Annotated in this window: 16 protein-coding genes and 1 pseudogene; 16 read left to right on the forward strand and 1 reads right to left on the reverse strand. The window is 63.4% G+C overall.

The window, feature by feature from the left end; all coding sequences use genetic code 11:
* The first annotated feature begins 58 nt into the window (after positions 1-58).
* The 8 genes and pseudogenes from UW3_RS0100545 (at position 59) to UW3_RS0100575 (ending at position 9,222) form a co-directional block, all read left to right on the forward strand.
* Positions 59-571 carry an RNA polymerase sigma factor gene (locus tag UW3_RS0100545; protein ID WP_010220179.1) on the forward strand — a complete coding sequence of 171 codons (513 nt, stop codon included), beginning with the start codon at positions 59-61 and terminating at the stop codon, positions 569-571.
* A gap of 93 nt (positions 572-664) precedes the next feature.
* Entirely contained in the window at positions 665-1,627 is a 963-nt protein-coding gene (locus tag UW3_RS0100550; protein WP_026001135.1) for a FecR family protein, read from the forward strand.
* A gap of 119 nt (positions 1,628-1,746) precedes the next feature.
* Positions 1,747-4,341, forward strand: coding sequence for a TonB-dependent receptor (locus tag UW3_RS0100555; RefSeq protein ID WP_010220181.1), 2,595 nt, complete (start codon positions 1,747-1,749; stop codon positions 4,339-4,341).
* Positions 4,342-4,486: 145 nt separating this feature from the next.
* Entirely contained in the window at positions 4,487-5,101 is a 615-nt protein-coding gene (locus UW3_RS0100560; protein WP_010220183.1) for a biliverdin-producing heme oxygenase, read from the forward strand.
* 60 nt (positions 5,102-5,161) lie between these two features.
* Complete coding sequence (locus UW3_RS0100565; protein ID WP_010220184.1) at positions 5,162-5,587, forward strand: YbaN family protein; 426 nt, start codon at positions 5,162-5,164, stop codon at positions 5,585-5,587.
* A gap of 298 nt (positions 5,588-5,885) precedes the next feature.
* A pseudogene (locus UW3_RS30140) lies at positions 5,886-6,956 on the forward strand (methyl-accepting chemotaxis protein); the annotation flags it as partial.
* A gap of 102 nt (positions 6,957-7,058) precedes the next feature.
* Positions 7,059-7,814 (forward strand): methyl-accepting chemotaxis protein, encoded by a 756-nt coding sequence (locus tag UW3_RS30145; protein ID WP_371128687.1) that lies wholly within the window; start codon positions 7,059-7,061, stop codon positions 7,812-7,814.
* 49 nt (positions 7,815-7,863) lie between these two features.
* Positions 7,864-9,222: a CoA transferase gene (locus UW3_RS0100575; RefSeq protein WP_010220186.1), complete on the forward strand. Its 1,359-nt coding sequence runs from the start codon at positions 7,864-7,866 to the stop codon at positions 9,220-9,222.
* 105 nt (positions 9,223-9,327) lie between these two features.
* Here the strand turns inward: UW3_RS0100575 and arcD (UW3_RS0100580) are convergent, their stop codons facing one another.
* Complete coding sequence (gene arcD, locus UW3_RS0100580) at positions 9,328-10,755, reverse strand: arginine-ornithine antiporter (protein ID WP_010220187.1); 1,428 nt, start codon at positions 10,753-10,755, stop codon at positions 9,328-9,330.
* A gap of 443 nt (positions 10,756-11,198) precedes the next feature.
* Here arcD (UW3_RS0100580) and arcD (UW3_RS0100585) point away from each other — a divergent pair, with 443 nt between their 5' ends.
* The 8 genes from arcD (UW3_RS0100585) to gcvP all read left to right on the forward strand — a co-directional run bounded on the left by arcD (UW3_RS0100585) (position 11,199) and on the right by gcvP (position 21,667).
* Positions 11,199-12,626 carry an arginine-ornithine antiporter gene (arcD, locus tag UW3_RS0100585; protein ID WP_010220188.1) on the forward strand — a complete coding sequence of 476 codons (1,428 nt, stop codon included), beginning with the start codon at positions 11,199-11,201 and terminating at the stop codon, positions 12,624-12,626.
* A gap of 33 nt (positions 12,627-12,659) precedes the next feature.
* Complete coding sequence (arcA, locus tag UW3_RS0100590) at positions 12,660-13,916, forward strand: arginine deiminase (protein ID WP_010220189.1); 1,257 nt, start codon at positions 12,660-12,662, stop codon at positions 13,914-13,916.
* A gap of 80 nt (positions 13,917-13,996) precedes the next feature.
* Positions 13,997-15,007 carry an ornithine carbamoyltransferase gene (locus tag UW3_RS0100595; protein ID WP_010220190.1) on the forward strand — a complete coding sequence of 337 codons (1,011 nt, stop codon included), beginning with the start codon at positions 13,997-13,999 and terminating at the stop codon, positions 15,005-15,007.
* Positions 15,008-15,138: 131 nt separating this feature from the next.
* The gene (gene arcC, locus UW3_RS0100600; protein ID WP_010220191.1) at positions 15,139-16,068 is read left to right on the forward strand and encodes a carbamate kinase; all 930 of its coding nucleotides are present in this window, start codon (positions 15,139-15,141) and stop codon (positions 16,066-16,068) included.
* A gap of 55 nt (positions 16,069-16,123) precedes the next feature.
* The gene (locus UW3_RS0100605; protein WP_010220192.1) at positions 16,124-16,492 is read left to right on the forward strand and encodes a DUF5064 family protein; all 369 of its coding nucleotides are present in this window, start codon (positions 16,124-16,126) and stop codon (positions 16,490-16,492) included.
* A gap of 143 nt (positions 16,493-16,635) precedes the next feature.
* A complete protein-coding gene (locus UW3_RS0100610; RefSeq protein ID WP_010220194.1) occupies positions 16,636-18,144 on the forward strand; it encodes a sigma-54-dependent transcriptional regulator in 1,509 nt (502 codons plus the stop codon).
* Positions 18,145-18,418: 274 nt separating this feature from the next.
* On the forward strand, positions 18,419-18,802 hold the full coding sequence (gene gcvH / locus UW3_RS0100615; protein ID WP_010220195.1) for a glycine cleavage system protein GcvH: 384 nt from the start codon (positions 18,419-18,421) through the stop codon (positions 18,800-18,802).
* A gap of 9 nt (positions 18,803-18,811) precedes the next feature.
* Positions 18,812-21,667 (forward strand): aminomethyl-transferring glycine dehydrogenase, encoded by a 2,856-nt coding sequence (gene gcvP / locus UW3_RS0100620; protein WP_010220196.1) that lies wholly within the window; start codon positions 18,812-18,814, stop codon positions 21,665-21,667.
* The last annotated feature ends 111 nt before the right edge of the window (positions 21,668-21,778 follow it).

The following is a 21,778-nucleotide window of genomic DNA, read 5'->3' on the forward strand; positions in this document are numbered from 1 at the left end:
TTGACCAAGGCGTTGATGATAAGCATTATCATTCGCCACGCCATGGTCGGGTACCGCTGTGAGTCAGTCCCAGTTCAACGCCGTTTTCCTCGCGCAGCGCGTCAGCCTGCTGCGTACCCTGCAGCGCATGGTGGATAACCCCAGCACTGCCGAGGACCTGTTGCAGGAGACCTACCTGCGGGTGACCCGCGCCCTTGGCGAACGCCCCATCGAACACCTTGAACCCTTCGTGTTCCAGACTGCGCGCAACCTCGCCCTCGATCACTTGCGCGCACGCCGGGCGCAGTCGCGCAACCTGGTCGACGATGTACCCGAGCAGATCCTGCACAACGTCGCCGCGCCCAGCAGCAGCGCCGAAGACGCCGCCCACGCCGAACAACTGCTCAAGCGCCTGAGCGTCAGCCTCGCGCAATTGACCGAGCGCCAACAACGGATCTTCATCCTCAGCCGCCTGCATGGCGCCAGCTACCTGGAAATCGCCGAGCAGTTGAACGTCTCGGCAAGCACGGTTCAGAAGGAACTGAAACTGATCATGGCCATCTGTGTGGGGGTAGCCGACCGGCTGCAGTAAACAGCCTGTCGTCGATCGCAGCTAAACCCTTGCCATCCCCATGGATACCCCCGATCATTCGCGCAAAAGCGCCAACCCGCCAAGGACCCACCCGTGACCGACCGTCCCGCCCCTCGCCCCTCGCCACCTGGCCAAGGTGCCAGTGATCAGGCCATGGACCAGGCTCTGGACTGGCTGATTCGCCTGCAATGCGCGTCGGAACAAGATACCCAGGCCTTCGAAGCCTGGCTGGAAGCCGATCCGGCCAATGCCCGGGCCTACGTCGAGGCCGAAGCGATCTGGAACGGCGCGCCGTTGCGTCAGGTTGCCAGCCAGTTGCAACAGGGGCAGCGCCGCACGCTACGCTCACGCATCCGCCCGCACTACAAGCCCCTGGCCGCAGCCGCCGTGCTGCTGGTAGGGATTTTCACCCTTGGCAACCTGCCGCTGCGCCTGCAGGCCGACCACCTGACCGTGGTGGGTGAACGCCAGCGGCTACAGCTGGACGACGGCTCCAGGGTGTTGCTCAACACCAATTCGGCCTTTGCCAGCGACCTGCGCGACAACCGTCAGGTGGCCCGGCTGCTGCAGGGCGAGGCCTACTTCGAAGTGCCCGCCGGTACCCAACCGCCCCTGGAGCTGCAGGCCGGCCCGTTGCGGGCCAGCGTGCGCGACACCGATTTTGCCGTGCGCTACCTCAACGGCGAAGCCCAGGTGCGGGTGCAACGCGGTGACGTCGACCTGCAGGCCAGCAGCGACCAGCGCATTCGCCTGTCGGCGGGGGACAGTATCAGCGTCGGGCCCAACGGTTTCAGCCAACGCGGGCGCCTGGACGCGCAGAAGGACCTGGCCTGGGTCCAGGGCCGCCTGGTATTCGAAAATTGTCCGTTGAGCCAGGTGCTGGCCGAACTGCGCCGCTACTACCCCGGCTGGATCATCAACGGTAATGAGCACCTGGCAAACGTCGCGGTCACTGGCAACTACCGCCTCGACCAACCCCTGGAAACCCTGCGCGCCCTTGCCCACATCACCTCGGCGCAGCTGCACGAATACCCGGCACTGGTCATTCTCAACTGACGCAAAAGTTTTTTTACGCGATCCCTGAAGCTGTTACGTCTCGTTATAGCCAATGCAACTGATTCTTATTTTTGAATCAGCCAGCACCTATAACATTTGCGCGACAGGGAGCGCTTTCGATGCCCACTGGTTTCACTCGTCGGTCTTCAGCCACTTCACCTACCTCCGGCCTGCAGCGTTGCACGTTCTCCCTGCTGACCCTGGCCCTGCTCGCCAGCGGCGCCTGCAGCCTGCCGGCGCTGGCCGCGGAACCGGCCCAGGCCAGTGCCCCGCGGATGGGCGACTACCGCTTCGCCATCAGCCAGCAACCACTGGTGTCGGCGCTCAATGCCTTTACTGTGGTGACCGGCTGGCAAGTGGGCTTCTCCGCTGAACTGGCCGAAGGCGTGGCCTCCCCGGGGGCGCAGGGTTCGCTGAAGCCGGAAGCCGCGTTACAGCAACTGCTGGCCGGCACCGGCTTGAGCTACCGCACCCTCGGCAGCGGCAACGTGGTGATTGAACGCAGCGCCAGCAAGGCCATCGCCCTGCAGCAGATCACCGTCAGTGCCACCCGCAGCGCCCAGGACATCAGCCAGGTGCCGAGCACCGTCAGCGTGCAGACCCGTGAGCAGCTCGACCGGCAGAACGTCAACAGCATCAAGGACCTGGTCCGTTACGAGCCGGGTGTGTCGGTCAGCGGCACCGGGCAGCGCAGCGGCCTGAACGGTTACAACATCCGTGGTATCGACGGTGAACGGGTACTGACCCAGATCGACGGCGTGTCGATCCCCGACAGTTTCTTCTTCGGCCCCTACGCCCAGACCCAGCGCAACTACGTCGACCCTGAGATCGTCAAGCGCGTGGAGATCCTCCGTGGCCCGGCCTCGGTGCTGTACGGCAGCAACGCCATCGGCGGCGCGGTCAGCTACTTCACCCTCGACCCCGACGACATCATCAAGCCTGGCCAGGACCTCGGCGCACGCCTGAAGACCGGCTACAGCTCGGCAGATGAGAGCTGGCTGAACTCGGCCACCGTCGCCGGCCGCCAGGGGGAATTCGACGGCCTGCTGCACCTGAGCCAGCGCAACGGCCATGAAATCGAGTCTTACAGCAGCCACGGCGGCACAGGCCTGGCGCGTACCGCCGCCAACCCCGAAGACGTACGCACCACCAACATCCTCGCCAAGGCCGGCTGGAACTACGCTGACGACGCGCGCCTGGCCTTCACCTACGAAAGCTACAAGGACGACCGCGACCTGAAGCAGAAGAGCGCCGTGGGCGGGCCGTTCATTCCAGGCTTTGGCGCCATGAACTCGTACCGCGACCGCACCGGTAACGACACCGTGACCCGCGAGCGTTTCGGTATCAACCACGAATTCGCCCTGGGCAGCGTACTGGCCGACAACATGAAGTGGAGCCTGAACTACCAGATCGGCAAGACCGACCAGCGCACCGAAGAGCTCTACTTCGCATCGGGCCGCCAGGTGTTCCGTGACCGCCAGACCACCTACAAGGATCGCCAGTGGCTGTTCGACGCGCAACTGGACAAAGCCTTCAGCGTCGGCGCCACCGAGCACCTGCTGACCTACGGCACCACCCTCAAGCACCAGAAGGTCACCGGCTCGCGCAGCGGCACCGGCACCTGCCTGAACGTTGGTGGCGACTGTCAATTCATCGGCCAGGCCAGTGCCAAAGACAGCCAGGCCCTGGTCAGCGATTTCCCCGATCCGACCGTCAACACCTACAGCCTGTTCGCCCAGGACGAGATCCGCTGGAACCAGTGGACCTTCCTGCCGGGTGTGCGCTACGACTACACCGAACTCAAGCCGCACATGACCGACGAGTTCCTCCGCGGGGTTGGCGCCAGCGCCACCGACCCTGTCGATGACGACGCCAAGAAATGGCACCGGGTCTCGCCCAAGTTCGGCCTGACTTACGCCTTCAACGACAACTACACCTGGTACGGCCAGTACGCCGAAGGCTTCCGCACGCCAACCGCCAAGGCGCTGTACGGCCGCTTCGAGAACCCGGGGCTGGGCTACAGCGTGCGTGGCAACTCCAACCTCGAACCGGAAAAGAGCAAGAGCTACGAAACCGGTCTGCGCGGCAACTTCGAAGCGGGTAACTTCGATGTTGCGGTGTTCTACAACAAGTACCGCGACTTCATCAACGAAGACGCCGTGCAGGGCAGCAACCTGGGCCAGACCTTCGAAGCCAACAACATCAAGCACGCGACCATCAAGGGTGCCGAGTTCAAGGGCCGCCTGAACCTCGACGCCTTCGGTGCTCCGCACGGCGTGTACACCCAGGGCTCGCTGGCCTACGCCCACGGCCGCAACGACGACAGCGGCCAGCCACTCAACAGCGTCAACCCGCTGACCGCGGTGATGGGCCTGGGCTACGAGCAGGAACAATACGGCGCGCTGCTGAGCTGGACCCTGGTCAAGCGCAAGGACCGCGTCGACGACACCACCTTCTTTGCCCCCGACGGCACCAGCAAGCAGTTCCGCACCCCCGGCTACGGCGTGCTCGACCTGACCGGTTTCTACAAGGTTACTGACGACATCAGCGTCAACGCCGGTCTCTACAACCTGACCGACAAAAAGTACTGGCAGTGGGATGACGTGCGCGGCTACGACGGCCTCGGTGAAGCGGCAGTGACCGCCCCGGCCAACCTCGACCGCCTGACCATGCCGGGCCGCAACGTCGCCATCAACCTGGTCTGGGATATTTAAACCGCATCGCGGGGCAAGCCCGCTCCTACAGATTTTGTAGGAGCGGGCTTGCCCCGCGAAAAGCCTTTGAGGTGAGGTTTTTTTACTGTCACGCGTCTTCTCATTCGTCTAGTCATCAGGCACGCCCATTTCGCAAGGAATCACCATGACCGCCGCTACCACCGCCGAACGCGCCAGCCTGCGCTCGCAACGCTTGAACCAGCTGACCCACGCCCCGCACAGCGAACTGGACGCCCTGGTCAAATCCCACGCGCCGTTCGAAACCCGCGAGAGTTTCGCCCGCTTCGTGGTTGCCCAGTACCTGTTCCAGTCCGAGCTCAAAGCGCTGTACACCGATCCGGCACTGATCGCCATCGTCCCGGATCTGGCCGAACGCTGCCGCGCCGAACAGGCCGGCCTGGACCTGGCGGACCTGAACACCGAGATCCCGGCCGACTTCGCCGGCGCCCTGCAGAACCCAAGCCTGGGTGAAGCCATGGGCTGGATCTTCGTTTCCGAAGGTTCCAAGCTTGGCGCCGCGTTCCTGATCAAACGTGCCGTAGGCCTGGGCCTGTCGGACAGCTTCGGTGCCCGTCACCTGGGCGAACCGGCCGGTGGCCGCGCCGAAGGCTGGAAACAGTTCACCCGCATCCTCGACGGCCTGCAACTGAGCGCCGAAGAAGAAGCCAAGGCCGAGCAAGGCGCCGTGGCCGCCTTCGAGCGCTTCACCGAACTGCTCAAACACGCCTATGCAACTGCGCCTAAAGCCGAACTGGCCTGATGCGTCGTACCCGGTTACCCTCGCGGTAACCGGGCCTTGCCCGTGCACACCGACAAGCCCATGACCCGCCCAGCCGCTTCAAAACTCTCACGCCTGCTGTTTGGCCTGCTGGCTTACGTCAGCCTCGGCATCGGCCTGGTGGCGATCGTGATTCCCGGCCTGCCCACCACCGAATTCATCCTCCTTGCCGCTTGGGCCGCCACCCGCAGTTCGCCGCGCCTGAGCGCCTGGCTGGAAAACCATCGCTTGTTCGGGCCGATCCTGAGCAACTGGCGCAACGGCAAGGTGATCCAGCGCCGGGCCAAGGTCAGCGCCACGCTCAGCATGCTGCTGTGCGCCAGCCTCATGCTGGTGTTCCTCGACCATCGCTGGCCGGTATTTCTCGCCATTGCCGGCATGACCCTGGGCAACCTGTGGATCTGGTCGCGGCCAGAAGCCGCGCCCTTGAGCCTTGACGACCGTTCATCGGCACACACTCATGGCTAAGGCTATAAGGCCGATGAACTGTTATCGCTAAATGGATGTAGCGAATCGAGCCCGTACGGTGGCTCGGTCCCTGCCGGCCTGCCTTTTAGCGAGTACGTCCATGTTCGACACGCTCTCGATCCGCCTGAAAATCGTCCTGCTCTCCGGCCTCTGCCTGCTTGGCGTGGTCGCACTTGTCGTCGGTATCAACCTGTATCAATCGCACCAGAGCGATGAACTGGTCGCTGACGCCAGCACCACCATGCTCACCCGCAACGTCCAGGCCCTGCTGCAGGCCCGCGCGGGCGAGAAAGCCGAGATGCTGCGGCGCACCTTCAGCGACAGCCAGACCGTCATCACCGCCCTCGCCGACCAGGTCCAGGACCTGCAACAACTGGCCCGTGACCGCGGCCTGAGCGGCGGCGACCTGCGCGAAGCGATCAACCAGAGCCTGGCCACCAGCTTCAAGCGCAACCCCGACGTGCTCGGCATCTGGCTGGCCTTCGAGGCCGATGGCCTGGAGGGCGGCGACAGTGCTTTTGCCAACGACGCCAAGCGCCTGAGCAACGAAAGCGGGCGCTTTGCCAGTTACTGGAGCCGCGCCCAGGGCCAGGCCCTGAACACGGTGATCAGCGATGTCGACCTGAACAAGACCGAGATCAACCTCAGCGGCACGCCCTACAACGTCTGGTACACCTGCTCGCGCAACAGCGCCCGGGCGTGCCTGCTCGAACCCTACTCCGACACCGTCGGCGGCAAGCAGATGCTGATGACCAGTATCACCATGCCGCTGCTGCACAACGGCAAGGTGATCGCCGTGGCCGGCGTGGACATCTCCCTCGATGCCCTGCAATCCGCTGCCGCCAAAGCCCAGCAGGAGCTGTTCAACGGCGCCGGGCGCTTGATGATCGTCGCCCCCAGCGGCCTGCTGGCCGCCAACAGCAACGATGCCGGCAAGGTCGGCAAACCCATCGACCAGGACGGCCAGCAAGCACTGCAAAAGCTCGCCGCCAACCAGCCGCTGATCCTTGAGCAAGGCCAAACCATCCGTGCCGTCAACCCGGTGCAACCGATTACCGACAGCAAACCCTGGGGCATTCTGATCGACCTGCCCAAGCAGGTACTGCTGGCCGACGCCACCAGCCTTCAGGCTACCCTCGAGGACGCCCGCACCAGCGGCACCGTCAAGGTGCTGCTGTTCGCCACCCTCGCCGGCCTCGGCGGCCTGCTGCTGATGTGGCTGACCGCCACCGGCGTGACCCGCCCGCTGAACAGCGTGGCGAGCATGCTCGAAGACATCGCCAGCGGCGACGGCGACCTGACCCAGCGCCTGCGCTACGCGCGCAAGGACGAACTGGGCCGGCTGACCGGCGGCTTCAACCGCTTCCTCGACAAGCTGCAGCCGACCATCGCCCAGATCAAGCAGAGCATCACCCAGGCCCGAGCCACCGCCGACCAGTCCTCGGCGATTGCCCAGCGCACCAGCGAAGGCATGCAGGTGCAGTTTCGCGAGATCGACCAGGTGGCCACCGCCTCCAACGAGATGAGCGCCACCGCCCATGACGTCGCCAACAGCGCCGCCAGTGCCGCCGATGCCGCCCGAGGGGCCGACCGCTCGGCCAAGGACGGCATGGCAATCATCGAGCGCAGCACCCGCGACATTACCGTGCTTGCCGAACAGGTCAGCAAGGCCGTCGGCGAAGTGGAAACCCTGGCGCAGAACAGCGAGCAGATCGGCTCGGTGCTGGAAGTGATCCGCAGCATCGCCGAACAGACCAACCTGCTGGCCCTCAACGCCGCGATCGAAGCGGCCCGCGCCGGCGAAAGCGGCCGTGGCTTTGCCGTGGTGGCCGATGAAGTGCGCAATCTGGCACGGCGCACCCAGGACTCGGTGGAAGAGATCCGCCAGGTGATCGAACGCATCCAGAGCAACACCCGCGAGGTGGTCGCGACCATGCATTCGAGCCACGGCAAGGCCCAGGAAAACGCCGGGCAGATCCACCAGGCGGTGCAAGCGCTGGACAAAATCAGCGAGGCGGTCACGGTGATCAGCGACATGAACCTGCAGATCGCCAGTGCCGCCGAGCAGCAAAGCGCCGTGGCCGAAGAGGTCAACCGCAACGTCTCGGCGATCCGTGGCGTGACCGAAACCCTGACCGGCCAGGCCGCCGAATCGGCGCAGGTGAGCAGCCAGCTCAACACCCTGTCGTCGCAGCAGATGGCCCTGATGGATCAGTTCAGGGTTTGACCTGGCGCCGCTGATGGTCTGCAATGGCCCTTCTGCTGGAGGGCCATTGATGACCGCGCTACTCGACACCCTTGTCGCCGAACTGCAGCTGCCAACGGCACTGCGCAATACCCTGCGCTTTCACGGCAACGGCGCCCTGCCTTCGACTTTCGCCGTCACCGCGCTTGCCAGCAGCAGCGTTGCCGCCTGTGGCCTGGCAATCGCCGAACTGCTGCGGCGCCAGCTTGAGCAACAGCCTGCCGTTGAAGTTGACCGCCGCCTGAGCTCGTTCTGGTTCGCCACCAGCCTGCGCCCGCAAGGCTGGAGCACACCGCCCTTGTGGGACCCGATTGCCGGTGACTACCGCGCCGAGGACGGCTGGATTCGCCTGCATACCAACGCAGCTCATCATCGCGCCGCCGCCGAGAAGGTAGTGGGCCGTGCGGCTGACCGCGCACAAATGGCTGACCTGGTTGCGCGCTGGCGCGCAAGCGAGCTGGAAAGCGCGATAGTCACCGCTGGCGGTTGCGCCGCGCAAATGCACAGCGGGTCCGAATGGTCGGCCCATCCTCAGGGCCTGGCAGTGAATGCCGAGCCGTTGATTCACCGCCAACTGGCTCCAGCCTTTACAAGCAGACGCTGGAGCGGTAACGCCGTCCGACCTCTGGCCGGGGTCAAGGTGCTGGACCTGACCCGCATCCTCGCCGGCCCCACAGCCAGCCGCCTGCTGGCTGGCTTCGGCGCTGAGGTACTGCGGATCGACCCGCCAGGCTGGGAGGAACCGGCGGTGGTTGCCGAGGTGACCCTGGGTAAACGTTGTGCGCACCTGGACTTGCACGATGGGGATGATCGACGGGTGTTTGAACGCCTGCTCAGTGAAGCCGATATTCTCCTGCATGGTTACCGCGCCGATGCCCTCGAACGACTGGGGTATGCCAGCGAACAGCGCCGCCAGCTCAACCCCGGGCTCATCGATGTGAGCCTCAACGCCTACGGCTGGAGCGGCCCCTGGCAGCAGCGCCGGGGCTTCGACAGCCTGGTGCAGATGAGTTGCGGCATCGCTTGCGAAGGCATGCGCTGGCAACAGGCCGACCAGCCCGTGCCGCTGCCGGTGCAGGCGCTGGACCATGGCACCGGCTACCTGATGGCGGCTGCGGCGATCAAGGCGTACAGCGATCGCCTGGGCAGCGGTTGCGGGGCAACCTTGCGCCTGTCGCTGGCGCGCACGGCGAAGTTGTTGATCGATCAGGGCACCGTGGTAGCGGATGTGCCGTTGCAGGTAGAGACGGCGGCGGATCTGAACCCGCTACTGGAGCAGACGCCCTGGGGGACGGCGCGACGGCTAAAAGCGCCGCTGCGGGTTGCAGGGGCGCCGCTGGTTTGGGAGCGGGGGGCTTGTGAGCTGGGTTCTGCTGCTGCCTGTTGGTGAATGCGAGGGCCTCTCGCGGGCAAAGCCAGCCCCCACAGAGTGTGCTGCACACCGGTCTACTGTGGGAGCCGGCCTTGCCGGCGATGGGCTGCGCCGCAGCCCTGATTAAAGGCTCAACACCCCACTGTACAAGCCATAAGCCGCCAACCCCGCGCCCACCAGCACCGCAGCAAAGATCAGCTTCTCCCAAGTGGTAAACAGCGCCTGCCCCTGCTCATGCTTGGCCCTGGCGAACAGGATCACCCCCGGCGCGTACAGCAGCGCCGACAACAACAGGTACTTGAGCCCGCCGGCGTACAACAGCCAAATCGCATACACCAGGGCGATACCGGCAATCACCAAGTCCTTGCGTCGCGCCCCCGGGTGCCCTTCGTACGATTCCCCGCGCACCGCCAGCAATACCGCATAAGCCGCCGACCACAGATAGGGCACCAGGATCATCGACGACGCCAGGTAGATCAGGCTGGTGTAGGTCCCGGCAGAGAACAGCGTGATCAGCAGGAACAGCTGAATCATCACGTTGGTCAGCCACAGCGCATTGGAGGGAACGTGGTTGGCGTTTTCCCTGGCCAGAAAGCGCGGCATGGTCTGGTCGCGAGCGGTGGCAAAGAGAATCTCGGCACACAGCAAGGCCCACGACAGCAAGGCGCCGAGCAGCGACACCGCCAGGCCGATACTGATCAGCAAGGCCCCCCAGGGCCCGACAATATGTTCAAGCACCGAGGCCAGCGACGGGTTCTGCAAGGCCGCCAGTTCCGGCTGGGTCATCACCCCGAGCGACAGCACGTTGACCAGCACCAGCAGGGCCAGCACGCCAAGAAAGCCGACCACCGTGGCCTTGCCGACGTCCGAGCGCTTTGCCGCGCGCCCCGAATAGACGCTGGCACCCTCGATACCGATGAACACGAACACCGTCACCAGCATCATGTTGCGTACCTGGTCCAGCACCCCGCCGAACTTCGGGTTGCTCATGCCCCAGATATCACGAGTGAAGATCTCGGCGCGAAACGCCACGGCGGCAATGACGATGAACATCACCAGCGGCACGATCTTGGCCACGGTGGTGACCTGGTTGATGAACGCCGCCTCCTTGATTCCGCGCAGCACCAGAAAGTGCACCGCCCACAGCAGCAACGAGGCACAGGCAATGGCAATCGGCGTATTGCCCTCACCGAACACCGGAAAGTAGAAACCCAGGGTGCTGAACAGCAGCACGAAGTAGCCGACGTTGCCCAGCCAGGCGCTGATCCAGTAGCCCCAGGCCGAAGAAAAGCCCATGTAATCGCCAAAGCCGGCCTTGGCGTAGGCATACACCCCGGAGTCGAGCTCAGGTTTGCGGTTGGCCAGGGTCTGGAACACGAAGGCCAGCGCCAACATGCCCACCGCCGTAATCCCCCAGCCGATCAGTACCGCGCCGACGTCAGCACGTGCGGCCATGTTTTGCGGCAGCGAAAAAATCCCACCGCCGATCATCGAGCCGACCACCAAGGCGATCAACGCACCCAGGCGCAATTTCTGTCCAGGTTCGGACATGCAGATCCCCTTCTGTCTCGTGTTTGTAACGCCAGAGGTACACCCTGAGTTAAATACAAGCTCAGTCTTAGCGTCTATATATATTAAACCACTAAGCGCCCCCTGCTCATAACTAGTGCGTCTATGCCTGACGAACTAAACGGTGAGTTTTGGGCACAATTTCCGCCTCTTCAAGCTAATAAGAAATTTTCTCAGGGAAAATTTGCGATTCCCCCAAAACGGACTAGCTTCAATTCTCGCAGCCCCCGCAAGAGCGATTGCTCTAAAACGCCATGGAGGTGCCGGTGGACAAGGCTTGCAGCACTGTGGTCGGCGTACTCCGGGAAGCTGTTTCAGTCATTGATTTGCAATGGAATGTCCTCATGAACTGACCTGAATCAGCTAATGAATTCGCCGCTGGATTTATTCTAGCGCCATCTCTTCTCCTGGTACGGAGTTATTCAATGTCAGACGCTCCCGGAAAACTACGACTTGGTGCGCTGGTTGCACTTGTTGTCGGCTCGATGATCGGCGGCGGGATCTTTTCGCTGCCGCAAAACATGGCCGCAAGTGCCGATGTAGGCGCTGTTCTGATCGGCTGGGGCATCACTGCCATCGGCATGCTGACCCTGGCTTTCGTATTCCAGACATTGGCCAATCGCAAGCCTGACCTGGACGGCGGGGTGTACGCCTACGCCAAGGCCGGTTTCGGCGATTACATGGGCTTTTCTTCGGCCTGGGGCTACTGGATCAGTGCCTGGCTCGGCAACGTCGGCTACTTCGTATTGCTGTTCAGCACGCTTGGCTACTTCTTCCCGATCTTTGGCGAGGGCAACACCCCGGCGGCGGTCATTGGCGCCTCGGTACTGCTCTGGGCCGTGCATTTCCTGGTGCTGCGCGGCATCAAGGAAGCGGCCTTCATCAACCTGGTCACCACCGTGGCCAAGGTCGTGCCGCTGGCGCTGTTCGTGCTGATCGCGCTGTTCGCCTTCAAGCTGGACATCTTCACCGCTGACATCTGGGGTTCGATGAACCCGGACCTGGGCAGCGTGATGAACCAGGTGCGCAACATGATGCTGGTCACCGTCTGGGTGTTCATCGGCATCGAAGGCGCGAGCATCTTCTCGGCCCGGGCGGAAAAACGCTCGGACGTGGGCAAGGCCACGGTCATCGGCTTCATCACCGTGCTGCTGTTCCTGGTGCTGGTCAACGTGCTGTCGCTGGGCATCATGACTCAACCGGAACTGGCCAAGCTGCAGAACCCGTCGATGGCTGCCGTGCTTGAGCACGTGGTCGGTCACTGGGGCGCGGTCCTGATCAGCGTCGGCCTGATCATCTCGCTGCTCGGCGCGCTGCTGTCCTGGGTGCTGCTGTGCGCCGAGATCATGTTCGCCGCCGCCAAAGACCACACCATGCCGGAGTTCCTGCGCCGCGAGAACGCCAACCACGTACCGGCCAATGCCTTGTGGCTGACCAACGCCATGGTGCAGATCTTCCTGGTCATCACCCTGTTCTCGGCCAGTACCTACCTGTCACTGATCTACCTCGCCACCTCGATGATCCTGGTGCCTTACCTGTGGTCGGCAGCCTATGCCTTCCTGCTCGCCCTGCGCAGTGAAACCTACGAACAGGCCCTGGCCGAACGCAAGAAAGACTTGGTCATCGGCGCCATCGCCCTGCTCTACGCGGTCTGGCTGCTGTATGCCGGCGGCGTCAAATACCTGCTGCTCTCGGCCCTGCTCTATGCCCCTGGCGTGATCCTGTTCGCCAAGGCCAAGCGCGAGGTCGGCCAACCGATTTTTACCAACGTGGAGAAGCTGATCTTCGCCGCCGTGGTCCTTGGCGCCCTGGTGGCGGCCTACGGCCTGTACGACGGCTTCCTGACTCTGTAACCACCCGTTTTCGCAACTTGGAGGAAATGAACCATGTCCACGGATAAAGTTAAGTACGGCGTACATTCCGAAGCCGGCAAACTGCGCAAAGTGATGGTCTGCTCCCCTGGCCTGGCGCACCAGCGCCTGACCCCGAGCAACTGCGACGAACTGCTGTTCGATGACGTCATCTGGGTCAACCAGGCCAAGCGCGACCACTTCGACTTCGTCACCAAAATGCGCGAGCGCGGCATCGAAGTGCTGGAAATGCACAACCTGCTGACCGAGACCGTACAAAACCCCGAAGCGCTGAAATGGATCCTCGACCGCAAGATCACCCCGGACACCGTCGGAGTCGGCCTGACCAACGAAGTGCGCAGCTGGCTCGAAGGCCTGGAGCCACGCAAGCTCGCCGAATTCCTGATCGGCGGCGTGGCCGGTGAAGACCTGCCCGACAGCGAAGGCGCCAGCGTCATCAAGATGTACCGCGACTACCTGGGCCACTCCAGCTTCCTGCTCGACCCACTGCCCAACACCCAGTTCACCCGCGACACCACCTGCTGGATCTACGGCGGCGTGACCCTCAACCCGATGTACTGGCCGGCGCGACGTCAGGAAACCCTGCTGACCACCGCCATCTACAAGTTCCACCCCGAGTTCAGCGGTGCCGACTTTGAAGTCTGGTACGGCGACCCGGACCATGACCACGGCAAAGCCACCCTCGAAGGCGGCGACGTCATGCCGATCGGCAATGGCGTGGTCCTGATCGGCATGGGCGAGCGCACCTCGCGCCAGGCCATCGGTCAACTGGCGCAATCGCTGTTTGCCAAAGGCGCGGTCGAGAAGGTCGTGGTGGCCGGCTTGCCGAAATCCCGCGCAGCGATGCACCTGGACACCGTGTTCAGCTTCTGCGACCGCGACCTGGTCACGATCTTCCCGGAAGTGGTCAAGGAAATCGTCCCGTTCGTCATCCGTCCGGACAGCAGCAAGCCGTACGGCATGGACGTGCGCCGCGAAAACAAGTCGTTCCTCGACGTGGTCGCCGAGTCCCTCAACCTCAAGCAGCTGCGCGTAGTGGAAACCGGCGGCAACAGCTTCGCCGCCGAACGCGAGCAATGGGATGACGGCAACAACGTGGTGGCGGTAGAGCCTGGCGTGGTCATCGGCTACGACCGCAACACCTACACCAACACCCTGCTGCGCAAGGCCGGTGTCGAAGTCATCACCATCAGCGCCGGCGAACTGGGCCGCGGTCGCGGCGGCGGTCACTGCATGACCTGTCCGATCGTGCGTGACCCTATCGACTATTAAAACGACCATCCAACCGTCTGCACCCACGGGTGCAGACGGGCCGATCACCGCTTTCCGTTCACACGAACAGGAGAATCATCATGGCGTTCAACATCCACAACCGTAACCTGCTGAGCCTGGAACACCACACCCCTCGCGAATTGCGCTACCTGCTGGACCTGTCCCGCGACCTGAAACGTGCCAAGTACACCGGCACCGAGCAGCAGCACCTCAAAGGCAACAACATTGCGCTGATCTTCGAGAAAACCTCGACCCGCACCCGTTGCGCCTTTGAAGTGGCTGCCTACGACCAGGGCGCCAACGTCACCTACATCGACCCTAACTCCTCGCAGATCGGCCACAAGGAAAGCATGAAGGACACCGCCCGGGTGCTTGGGCGCATGTATGACGCCATCGAATACCGTGGCTTCAAGCAGGAAATCGTCGAAGAGCTGGCCAAGTTCGCCGGCGTCCCGGTGTTCAACGGCCTGACCGACGAATACCACCCGACCCAGATGATCGCCGACGTGCTGACCATGCGTGAACACGCCGACAAGCCGATCCACGACATTAGCTACGCCTACCTGGGCGATGCCCGCAACAACATGGGCAACTCGCTGCTGCTGGTTGGCGCCAAACTTGGCATGGACGTGCGCATCTGCGCGCCCAAAGCCCTGTGGCCGCACGACGACCTGGTCGCCCGTTGCAAGAAATACGCGGAAGAAAGCGGCGCACGCATCACCCTCACCGAAGACCCGAAAGCGGCGGTCAAGGGCGTCGATTTCATCCACACCGACGTCTGGGTATCGATGGGCGAGCCGGTTGAAGCCTGGGGCGAACGCATCCAGCAACTGCTGCCGTACCAGGTCAACGCCGAGCTGATGAAAGCCACCGGCAACCCGCGGACCAAGTTCATGCACTGCCTGCCAGCGTTCCACAACTCCGACACCAAGGTCGGCAAACAGATCGCCGAGCAGTACCCGAACCTGGCCAACGGTATCGAAGTGACCGACGACGTGTTCGAGTCGCCTGCCTGCATCGCCTTCGAGCAAGCGGAAAACCGCATGCACACCATCAAGGCGATCCTGGTCTCGACCCTGGCTGACCTGTAATCCAGCTGCCAATCTCTGTGGGAGCGGGCTTGCCCCGCGATAGCGTCACCGCGGTGCAGCAGATGCACCGCCATCGCGGGGCAAGCCCGCTCCTACAGGGTGGCATCTCCCTTTCCTAGAAGGACATCATCATGCGTATCGTTGTTGCATTGGGCGGCAACGCCCTGCTGCGCCGTGGCGAACCCATGACTGCAGACAATCAGCGCGCCAATATCCGCATCGCCGCCGAGCAGATCGCCAAGATCCATCCGGGCAACGAGCTGGTCATCGCCCACGGCAACGGCCCGCAAGTCGGTCTGCTGTCGTTGCAGGCGCAATCCTACAAGCCGGACGAAGCCTACCCATTGGACGTGCTCGGCGCTGAAACCGAAGGCATGATCGGTTACATCATTGAACAGGAGTTGGGTAACCTGCTGGACTTCGAAGTGCCGTTCGCCACCCTCCTGACCCAGGTGGAAGTGGACGCCAACGACCCGGCCTTCAAGGACCCGACCAAGTTCATCGGCCCGGTCTACAGCAAGGAAGACGCCGAGCGTCTGGCCAAGGAGAAAGGCTGGGTGGTCAAGGCCGACGGCGATAAATACCGCCGAGTGGTGGCCAGCCCCAAACCCAAGCGCATCTTCGAGATTCGCCCGATCAAATGGCTGCTGGAAAAGAGCAGCATCGTCATCTGCGCGGGCGGCGGCGGCATTCCGACCATGTATGACGCCGAGCGCAAGCTCAAGGGCATCGAAGCGGTAATCGACAAGGACCTGTGCTCGGCGCTGCTGGCCGAACAGCTCGAAGCCGACCTGCTCGTGATCGCCACCGACGTCAATGCCGCATTCATCGACTACGGCAAGCCGAGCCAGAAGGCCATTGCCCAGGCGCATCCGGACGAGCTCGAACGCCTCGGTTTCGCCGCCGGCTCCATGGGCCCGAAAGTCCAGGCCGCTTGCGACTTCGCCCGCCATACCGGCAAAGTGGCGGTCATCGGTTCGCTGGCTGACATCGAGGATATCGTCAAGGGGACCGCCGGTACCCGGGTGAGCACCTCGAAGCCTGGAATCAGCTACCGTTGAATGCAGTGGGCGGGCTTGAGGGCCCGCCATTTTCAACCTTCCGGAGGATTGCACCATGGCCCAGTTTCAACCTGGTCACGTCCATATCGAGCGCACCGCACTGAACCAGAATGATCACAGCTACGACCTGAACATCAATTACGAAGTGGCGCAGGACCCCAGGGAAGGTCGAGGCATTCAGTTCCACATGCATGGCAACATCGAAGGCAAGCCGGTGGACGAAAAATTCTTCCTGGCCAAAGATCAGGTCCTCCCCAGTTTTCTCAGCCTTACCACACGCAAGGCCCAGAGCTACCTGCCAGCGCCGAAGAAGTTCGAGAGCCTCGGGTCGCCACACAAGATCTATGACCTGATGTTCGAAGATATTCGGACCCAGCTGAATATGAAGTCTGGCGACTCGGTCAAGCCAGAACATCTGGAATAGCCTTCGGGCCTCATCGCTGGCAAGCCAGCTCCCACAGGGAAATGCATGCGCCGATCCTGTGGGAGCTGGCTTGCCAGCGATTCGACCGCAAAGCGGTCGCAAGGCATACTTGGTGCCTTCGGCAGCCTTGAACCCCTCCCCCCATGCGCATCCACGTCAGTTTCATCGACCGCGTCGGCATCACCCAGGAAGTGCTGGCCCTGCTCGGCGCCCGCAACCTCAACCTGGACGCTGTGGAGATGGTGCCGCCGAACGTCTACATCGACGCCCCGACCCTCAGCCCCCACGTGCTCGAAGAGCTGCACGACGCGCTGTTCAACGTGCACGGCGTGCAAACCGTACAAGTGGTCGACATCCTCCCCGGCCAGCGTCGCCACCTGCAGCTCGATGCCTTGCTGGCGGCCATGAGCGACCCGGTGCTGGCCCTCGACAGCGCCGGCCACGTGTTGCTGGCCAACCCGGCGTTGGTGGCACTGTGCGGGCAGGAACCGTCCGACCGTTCGGTGGCCGACCTGTTTGGCGACCCCGGTTTGCTCGACGCCTTGATCGAACAGGGCTTTCATCTGCCCTTGCGCGAAGTGACCCTCAACGGCCAGACCCTGCTGCTCGATGCCACGCCGATCACCAACGCCGGCGCCCTGCTGACCCTGTACCAGCCCAACCGCATCGGTGAACGGTTGTCGGCGCTGCACCATGATCACGCCGAAGGTTTCGATGCGCTGCTGGGTGATTCGCCGCCGATCCGCACCCTCAAGGCCCGCGCCCTGCGCGTCGCAGCCCTGGATGCGCCGCTGCTGATTCACGGCGAAACCGGAACCGGCAAAGAGCTGGTGGCGCGCGCCTGCCACGCCATCAGCAGCCGTCATAACGCGCCCTTCCTGGCGCTCAACTGCGCGGCGCTGCCGGAGAACCTGGCCGAAAGCGAGCTGTTCGGCTACGCCCCCGGCGCCTTTACCGGCGCACAACGGGGCGGCAAGCCGGGGCTGATGGAGCTGGCCAACCAGGGCACGGTGTTTCTCGACGAGATCGGCGAAATGTCGCCGTACCTGCAAGCCAAGCTGCTGCGTTTTCTCAACGATGGCAGCTTTCGCCGGGTCGGCGGCGACCGTGAAGTGAAGGTCAACGTACGGATCCTCAGCGCCACCCACCGCGACCTGGAAAAGATGGTCGCCGAAGGCACCTTTCGCGAAGACCTGTTCTACCGCCTGAACGTACTCAACCTGCAGGTGCCGCCACTGCGCGAGCGCGGCCAGGACATCCTCCTGCTGGCGCGCTACTTCATGCAACAGGCCTGCACCCAGATCCAGCGCCCGCTGTGCCGCCTGGCCCCGGCCACTTACCCTGCGCTGCTGGGTAACCGCTGGCCGGGCAACGTGCGCCAGTTGCAGAACGTGATCTTCCGTGCCGCGGCCATCAGTGAAAGCAGCCTGGTGGACATCGGCGACCTGGACATCGCCGGCACCTCGGTGGCCCGCGGGCATGACGCTGAAGTCGATAGCCTGGAACAGGCAGTGGATGACTTCGAACGCAACCTGCTGACCAAGCTCTATATCAGTTACCCCTCAACCCGCCAGTTGGCCAGCCGCCTGCAAACCTCGCACACCGCCATTGCCCATCGCCTGCGCAAATACGGCATTCCGGCAAAGCCCTGAGCACCCGTATCGAAATCACTACACCGTAACGATATCAATACATCACAGTTTCAGGGCCGCAGTGCAAGGTTCTGATCCACTTGCGCTTTTTTTCCCGCCTTCTGGTGTAGCGATTTCGCTACAGCCAACCGAAACGCTCGCCCTTACAAATACATAACTTATTGTTTTATAACGATATTTAATAGATGGCCGCAATATTGCTATGGCATTACTCATCCCTGGGCTCATTTGAGCCACGCCCACAGCCGTCCCCTGCGGCCCTTGAGGAGTTTCCATGAGCGAGTTGCGTTTTACCGAAGATCACGAATGGCTGCGTAGCGAAGCGGACGGCAGCGTCACCGTCGGGATTACCGCCTTCGCCCAGAACGCCCTGGGCGATGTGGTCTACGTGCAACTGCCGGAGCTGCAACGCTACGAGCAAGGTGCCGAAGCCTCGACCGTCGAATCGGTCAAGGCCGCCAGCGGCGTGTACATGCCCCTGACCGGCGAAGTGGTAGCGGTCAATGACCAGCTCGAAGGCAACCCCGAGCTGGTCAACGAAGACCCGCTGGGTGAAGGCTGGTTCTTCCGTTTCATCCCGGCCGACGCCGGTGCCGTCGCGCAACTGCTCGACCAGGACGCCTACGACCGCCTGATCAAAGCCAACGCTGACGCCTGAGGAACCGCCATGACCATCAACCTCGGCACTGCCAACGAATTCATCGCCCGCCACATCGGCCCACGCCAGCGCGATGAGCAGCACATGCTCGCCACCCTCGGTTTCGACTCGCTGGAGGCCATGAGCGCTGCGGTCATTCCTGACAGCATCAAGGGCACCAGCGTCCTTGAGCTGGGCGCAGGGCAAAGCGAAGCCGACGCCCTGGCCTCGCTCAAGGCCATCGCCGGCAACAACCAGTTGTTCAAGAGCTTCATCGGCCAGGGTTACTACAACTGCCACACCCCGGCACCGATCCTGCGCAACCTGCTGGAAAACCCGGCCTGGTACACCGCCTACACCCCGTACCAGCCAGAGATTTCCCAGGGCCGCCTGGAAGCGCTGCTGAATTTCCAGACCCTGATCAGCGACCTCACCGGGCTGCCGATCGCCAACGCATCCTTGCTCGACGAAGCCACCGCCGCCGCCGAAGCCATGACCTTCTGCAAGCGCCTGAGCAAGAACAAGGGCAGCCACGCCTTCTTCGCTTCCGTGCATTGCCACCCGCAGACCCTCGACGTACTGCGCACCCGTGCCGAACCACTGGGTATCGAGGTAGTGGTGGGTGATGAGCGTGAATTGAGCGATGTCAGCGCCTTCTTTGGTGCCCTGCTGCAATACCCGGCCAGCAACGGTGAAGTGTTCGATTACCGGGAGCTGGTCGAGCGCTTGCACGCAGCCAATGCCCTGGTCGCCGTGGCTGCCGACCTGCTGGCCCTGACTCTGCTGACCCCACCGGGCGAATTCGGCGCCGACGTGGCCATCGGCAGCGCCCAGCGCTTTGGTGTACCGCTGGGCTTCGGTGGCCCGCATGCGGCGTACTTCTCGACCCGCGACGCGTTCAAGCGCGACATGCCGGGCCGTCTGGTCGGCGTGTCGATCGACCGCTTCGGCAAGACCGCCCTGCGCCTGGCCATGCAGACCCGTGAGCAGCATATCCGCCGCGAGAAGGCCACCAGCAACATCTGCACCGCCCAGGTGCTGCTGGCCAACATCGCCAGCATGTACGCCGTGTACCACGGCCCGCAGGGCCTGAAGCAGATCGCCGAACGCACCCACGCACTGACCGCGATCCTCAAGGCCGGCCTGCAGCAGTTGGGCGTGAAGGTCGAAGTCGAGCACTTCTTCGACACCCTGACCCTGGCCACCGGCAGCGCCACCGCCGCCCTCCATGACCAGGCTCGTGCCCAGCGCCTGAACCTGCGCCAGATCGACGCCCAGCGCCTGGGCCTGTCGCTGGATGAAACCAGCACCCAGGCCGACGTCGAAGCGCTGTGGCAGCTGTTCGCCGATGCTAAGGCCACGCCAGACTTCGCCGCCCTCGCGGCCCGCGCTCAGGTGCAATTGCCTGCAGCCCTGCTGCGCCAGTCGGCGATTCTCGAGCACCCGGTGTTCAACCGCTACCACAGCGAAACCGAGCTGATGCGCTACCTGCGCCGCCTGGCCGACAAGGACCTGGCCCTGGACCGCACCATGATTGCGCTGGGCTCGTGCACCATGAAGCTCAACGCTGCCAGCGAAATGATTCCGGTGACCTGGGCCGAGTTCGGCAACCTGCACCCGTTCGCACCGGCCGAGCAGAGCCAGGGCTACCAGCAACTGACCAGCGAACTGGAAGCCATGCTCTGCGCCGCCACCGGCTATGACGCCGTGTCGCTGCAGCCCAACGCCGGTTCCCAGGGCGAGTACGCAGGCCTGCTGGCGATCCGCGCCTACCACCAGAGCCGTGGCGAAGCGCGCCGCGACATCTGCCTGATCCCCTCCTCAGCCCACGGCACCAACCCGGCTACCGCGCACATGGCCGGTATGCGCGTGGTGGTCACTGCCTGTGACGCCCGTGGCAACGTCGACATCGACGACCTGCGCGCCAAGGCCATCGAGCACCGCGAACACCTCGCTGCGCTGATGATCACCTACCCCTCGACCCACGGCGTGTTCGAAGAAGCCATCGGCGAGATCTGCGCGATCATCCACGACAACGGCGGCCAGGTGTACATCGACGGCGCCAACATGAACGCCATGGTCGGCCTCTGCGCACCGGGCAAGTTCGGTGGCGACGTTTCGCACCTGAACCTGCACAAGACCTTCTGCATCCCTCACGGCGGTGGCGGCCCGGGCGTCGGCCCGATCGGCGTCAAATCGCACCTGGCGCCGTTCCTGCCCGGCCATGCGCACATGGACAACAAGCAGGGCGCGGTCTGCGCCGCACCGTTCGGCAGCGCCAGTATCCTGCCGATCACCTGGATGTACATTCGTATGATGGGAGGTGCCGGGCTCAAGCGCGCTTCGCAGATGGCCATCCTCAACGCCAACTACATCGCCCGCCGCCTGGAAGAGCACTACCCTGTGTTGTACACCGGCAGCAACGGCCTGGTGGCGCACGAGTGCATCCTCGATTTGCGCCCCCTCAAGGACAGCAGCGGGATCAGCGTCGATGACGTCGCCAAGCGCCTGATCGACTTCGGCTTCCATGCCCCGACCATGTCCTTCCCGGTGGCCGGCACGCTGATGATCGAACCGACCGAAAGCGAGTCTAAAGAAGAACTGGACCGCTTCTGCGAGGCGATGATCCGCATCCGCGAAGAGATTCGCGCGGTGGAAAGCGGTAGCCTGGACAAGGACGACAACCCGCTGAAGAACGCCCCGCACACCGCCGCGGAAATCGCCGGTGAATGGAGCCACCCGTACAGCCGCGAGCAGGCGGTGTATCCGCTGGCGTCGCTGGTGGAAGGCAAGTACTGGCCACCGGTTGGCCGGGTCGACAACGTCTTCGGCGACCGCAACCTGGTCTGCGCCTGCCCGTCGATCGAGAGCTATCAGGACGTCTGAGTCCGGCCTGATGGCCTAATCGCTGACAAAGCCAGCTCCCACAGGTTCTGGAAATACCAAAGAACCCTGTGGGAGCCGGCCTTGCCGGCGATGCTTCTCCCCAACAATGAG

Origin of the sequence: Pseudomonas donghuensis (genome assembly GCF_000259195.1) — a bacterium.
Classification (GTDB): domain Bacteria; phylum Pseudomonadota; class Gammaproteobacteria; order Pseudomonadales; family Pseudomonadaceae; genus Aquipseudomonas; species Aquipseudomonas donghuensis.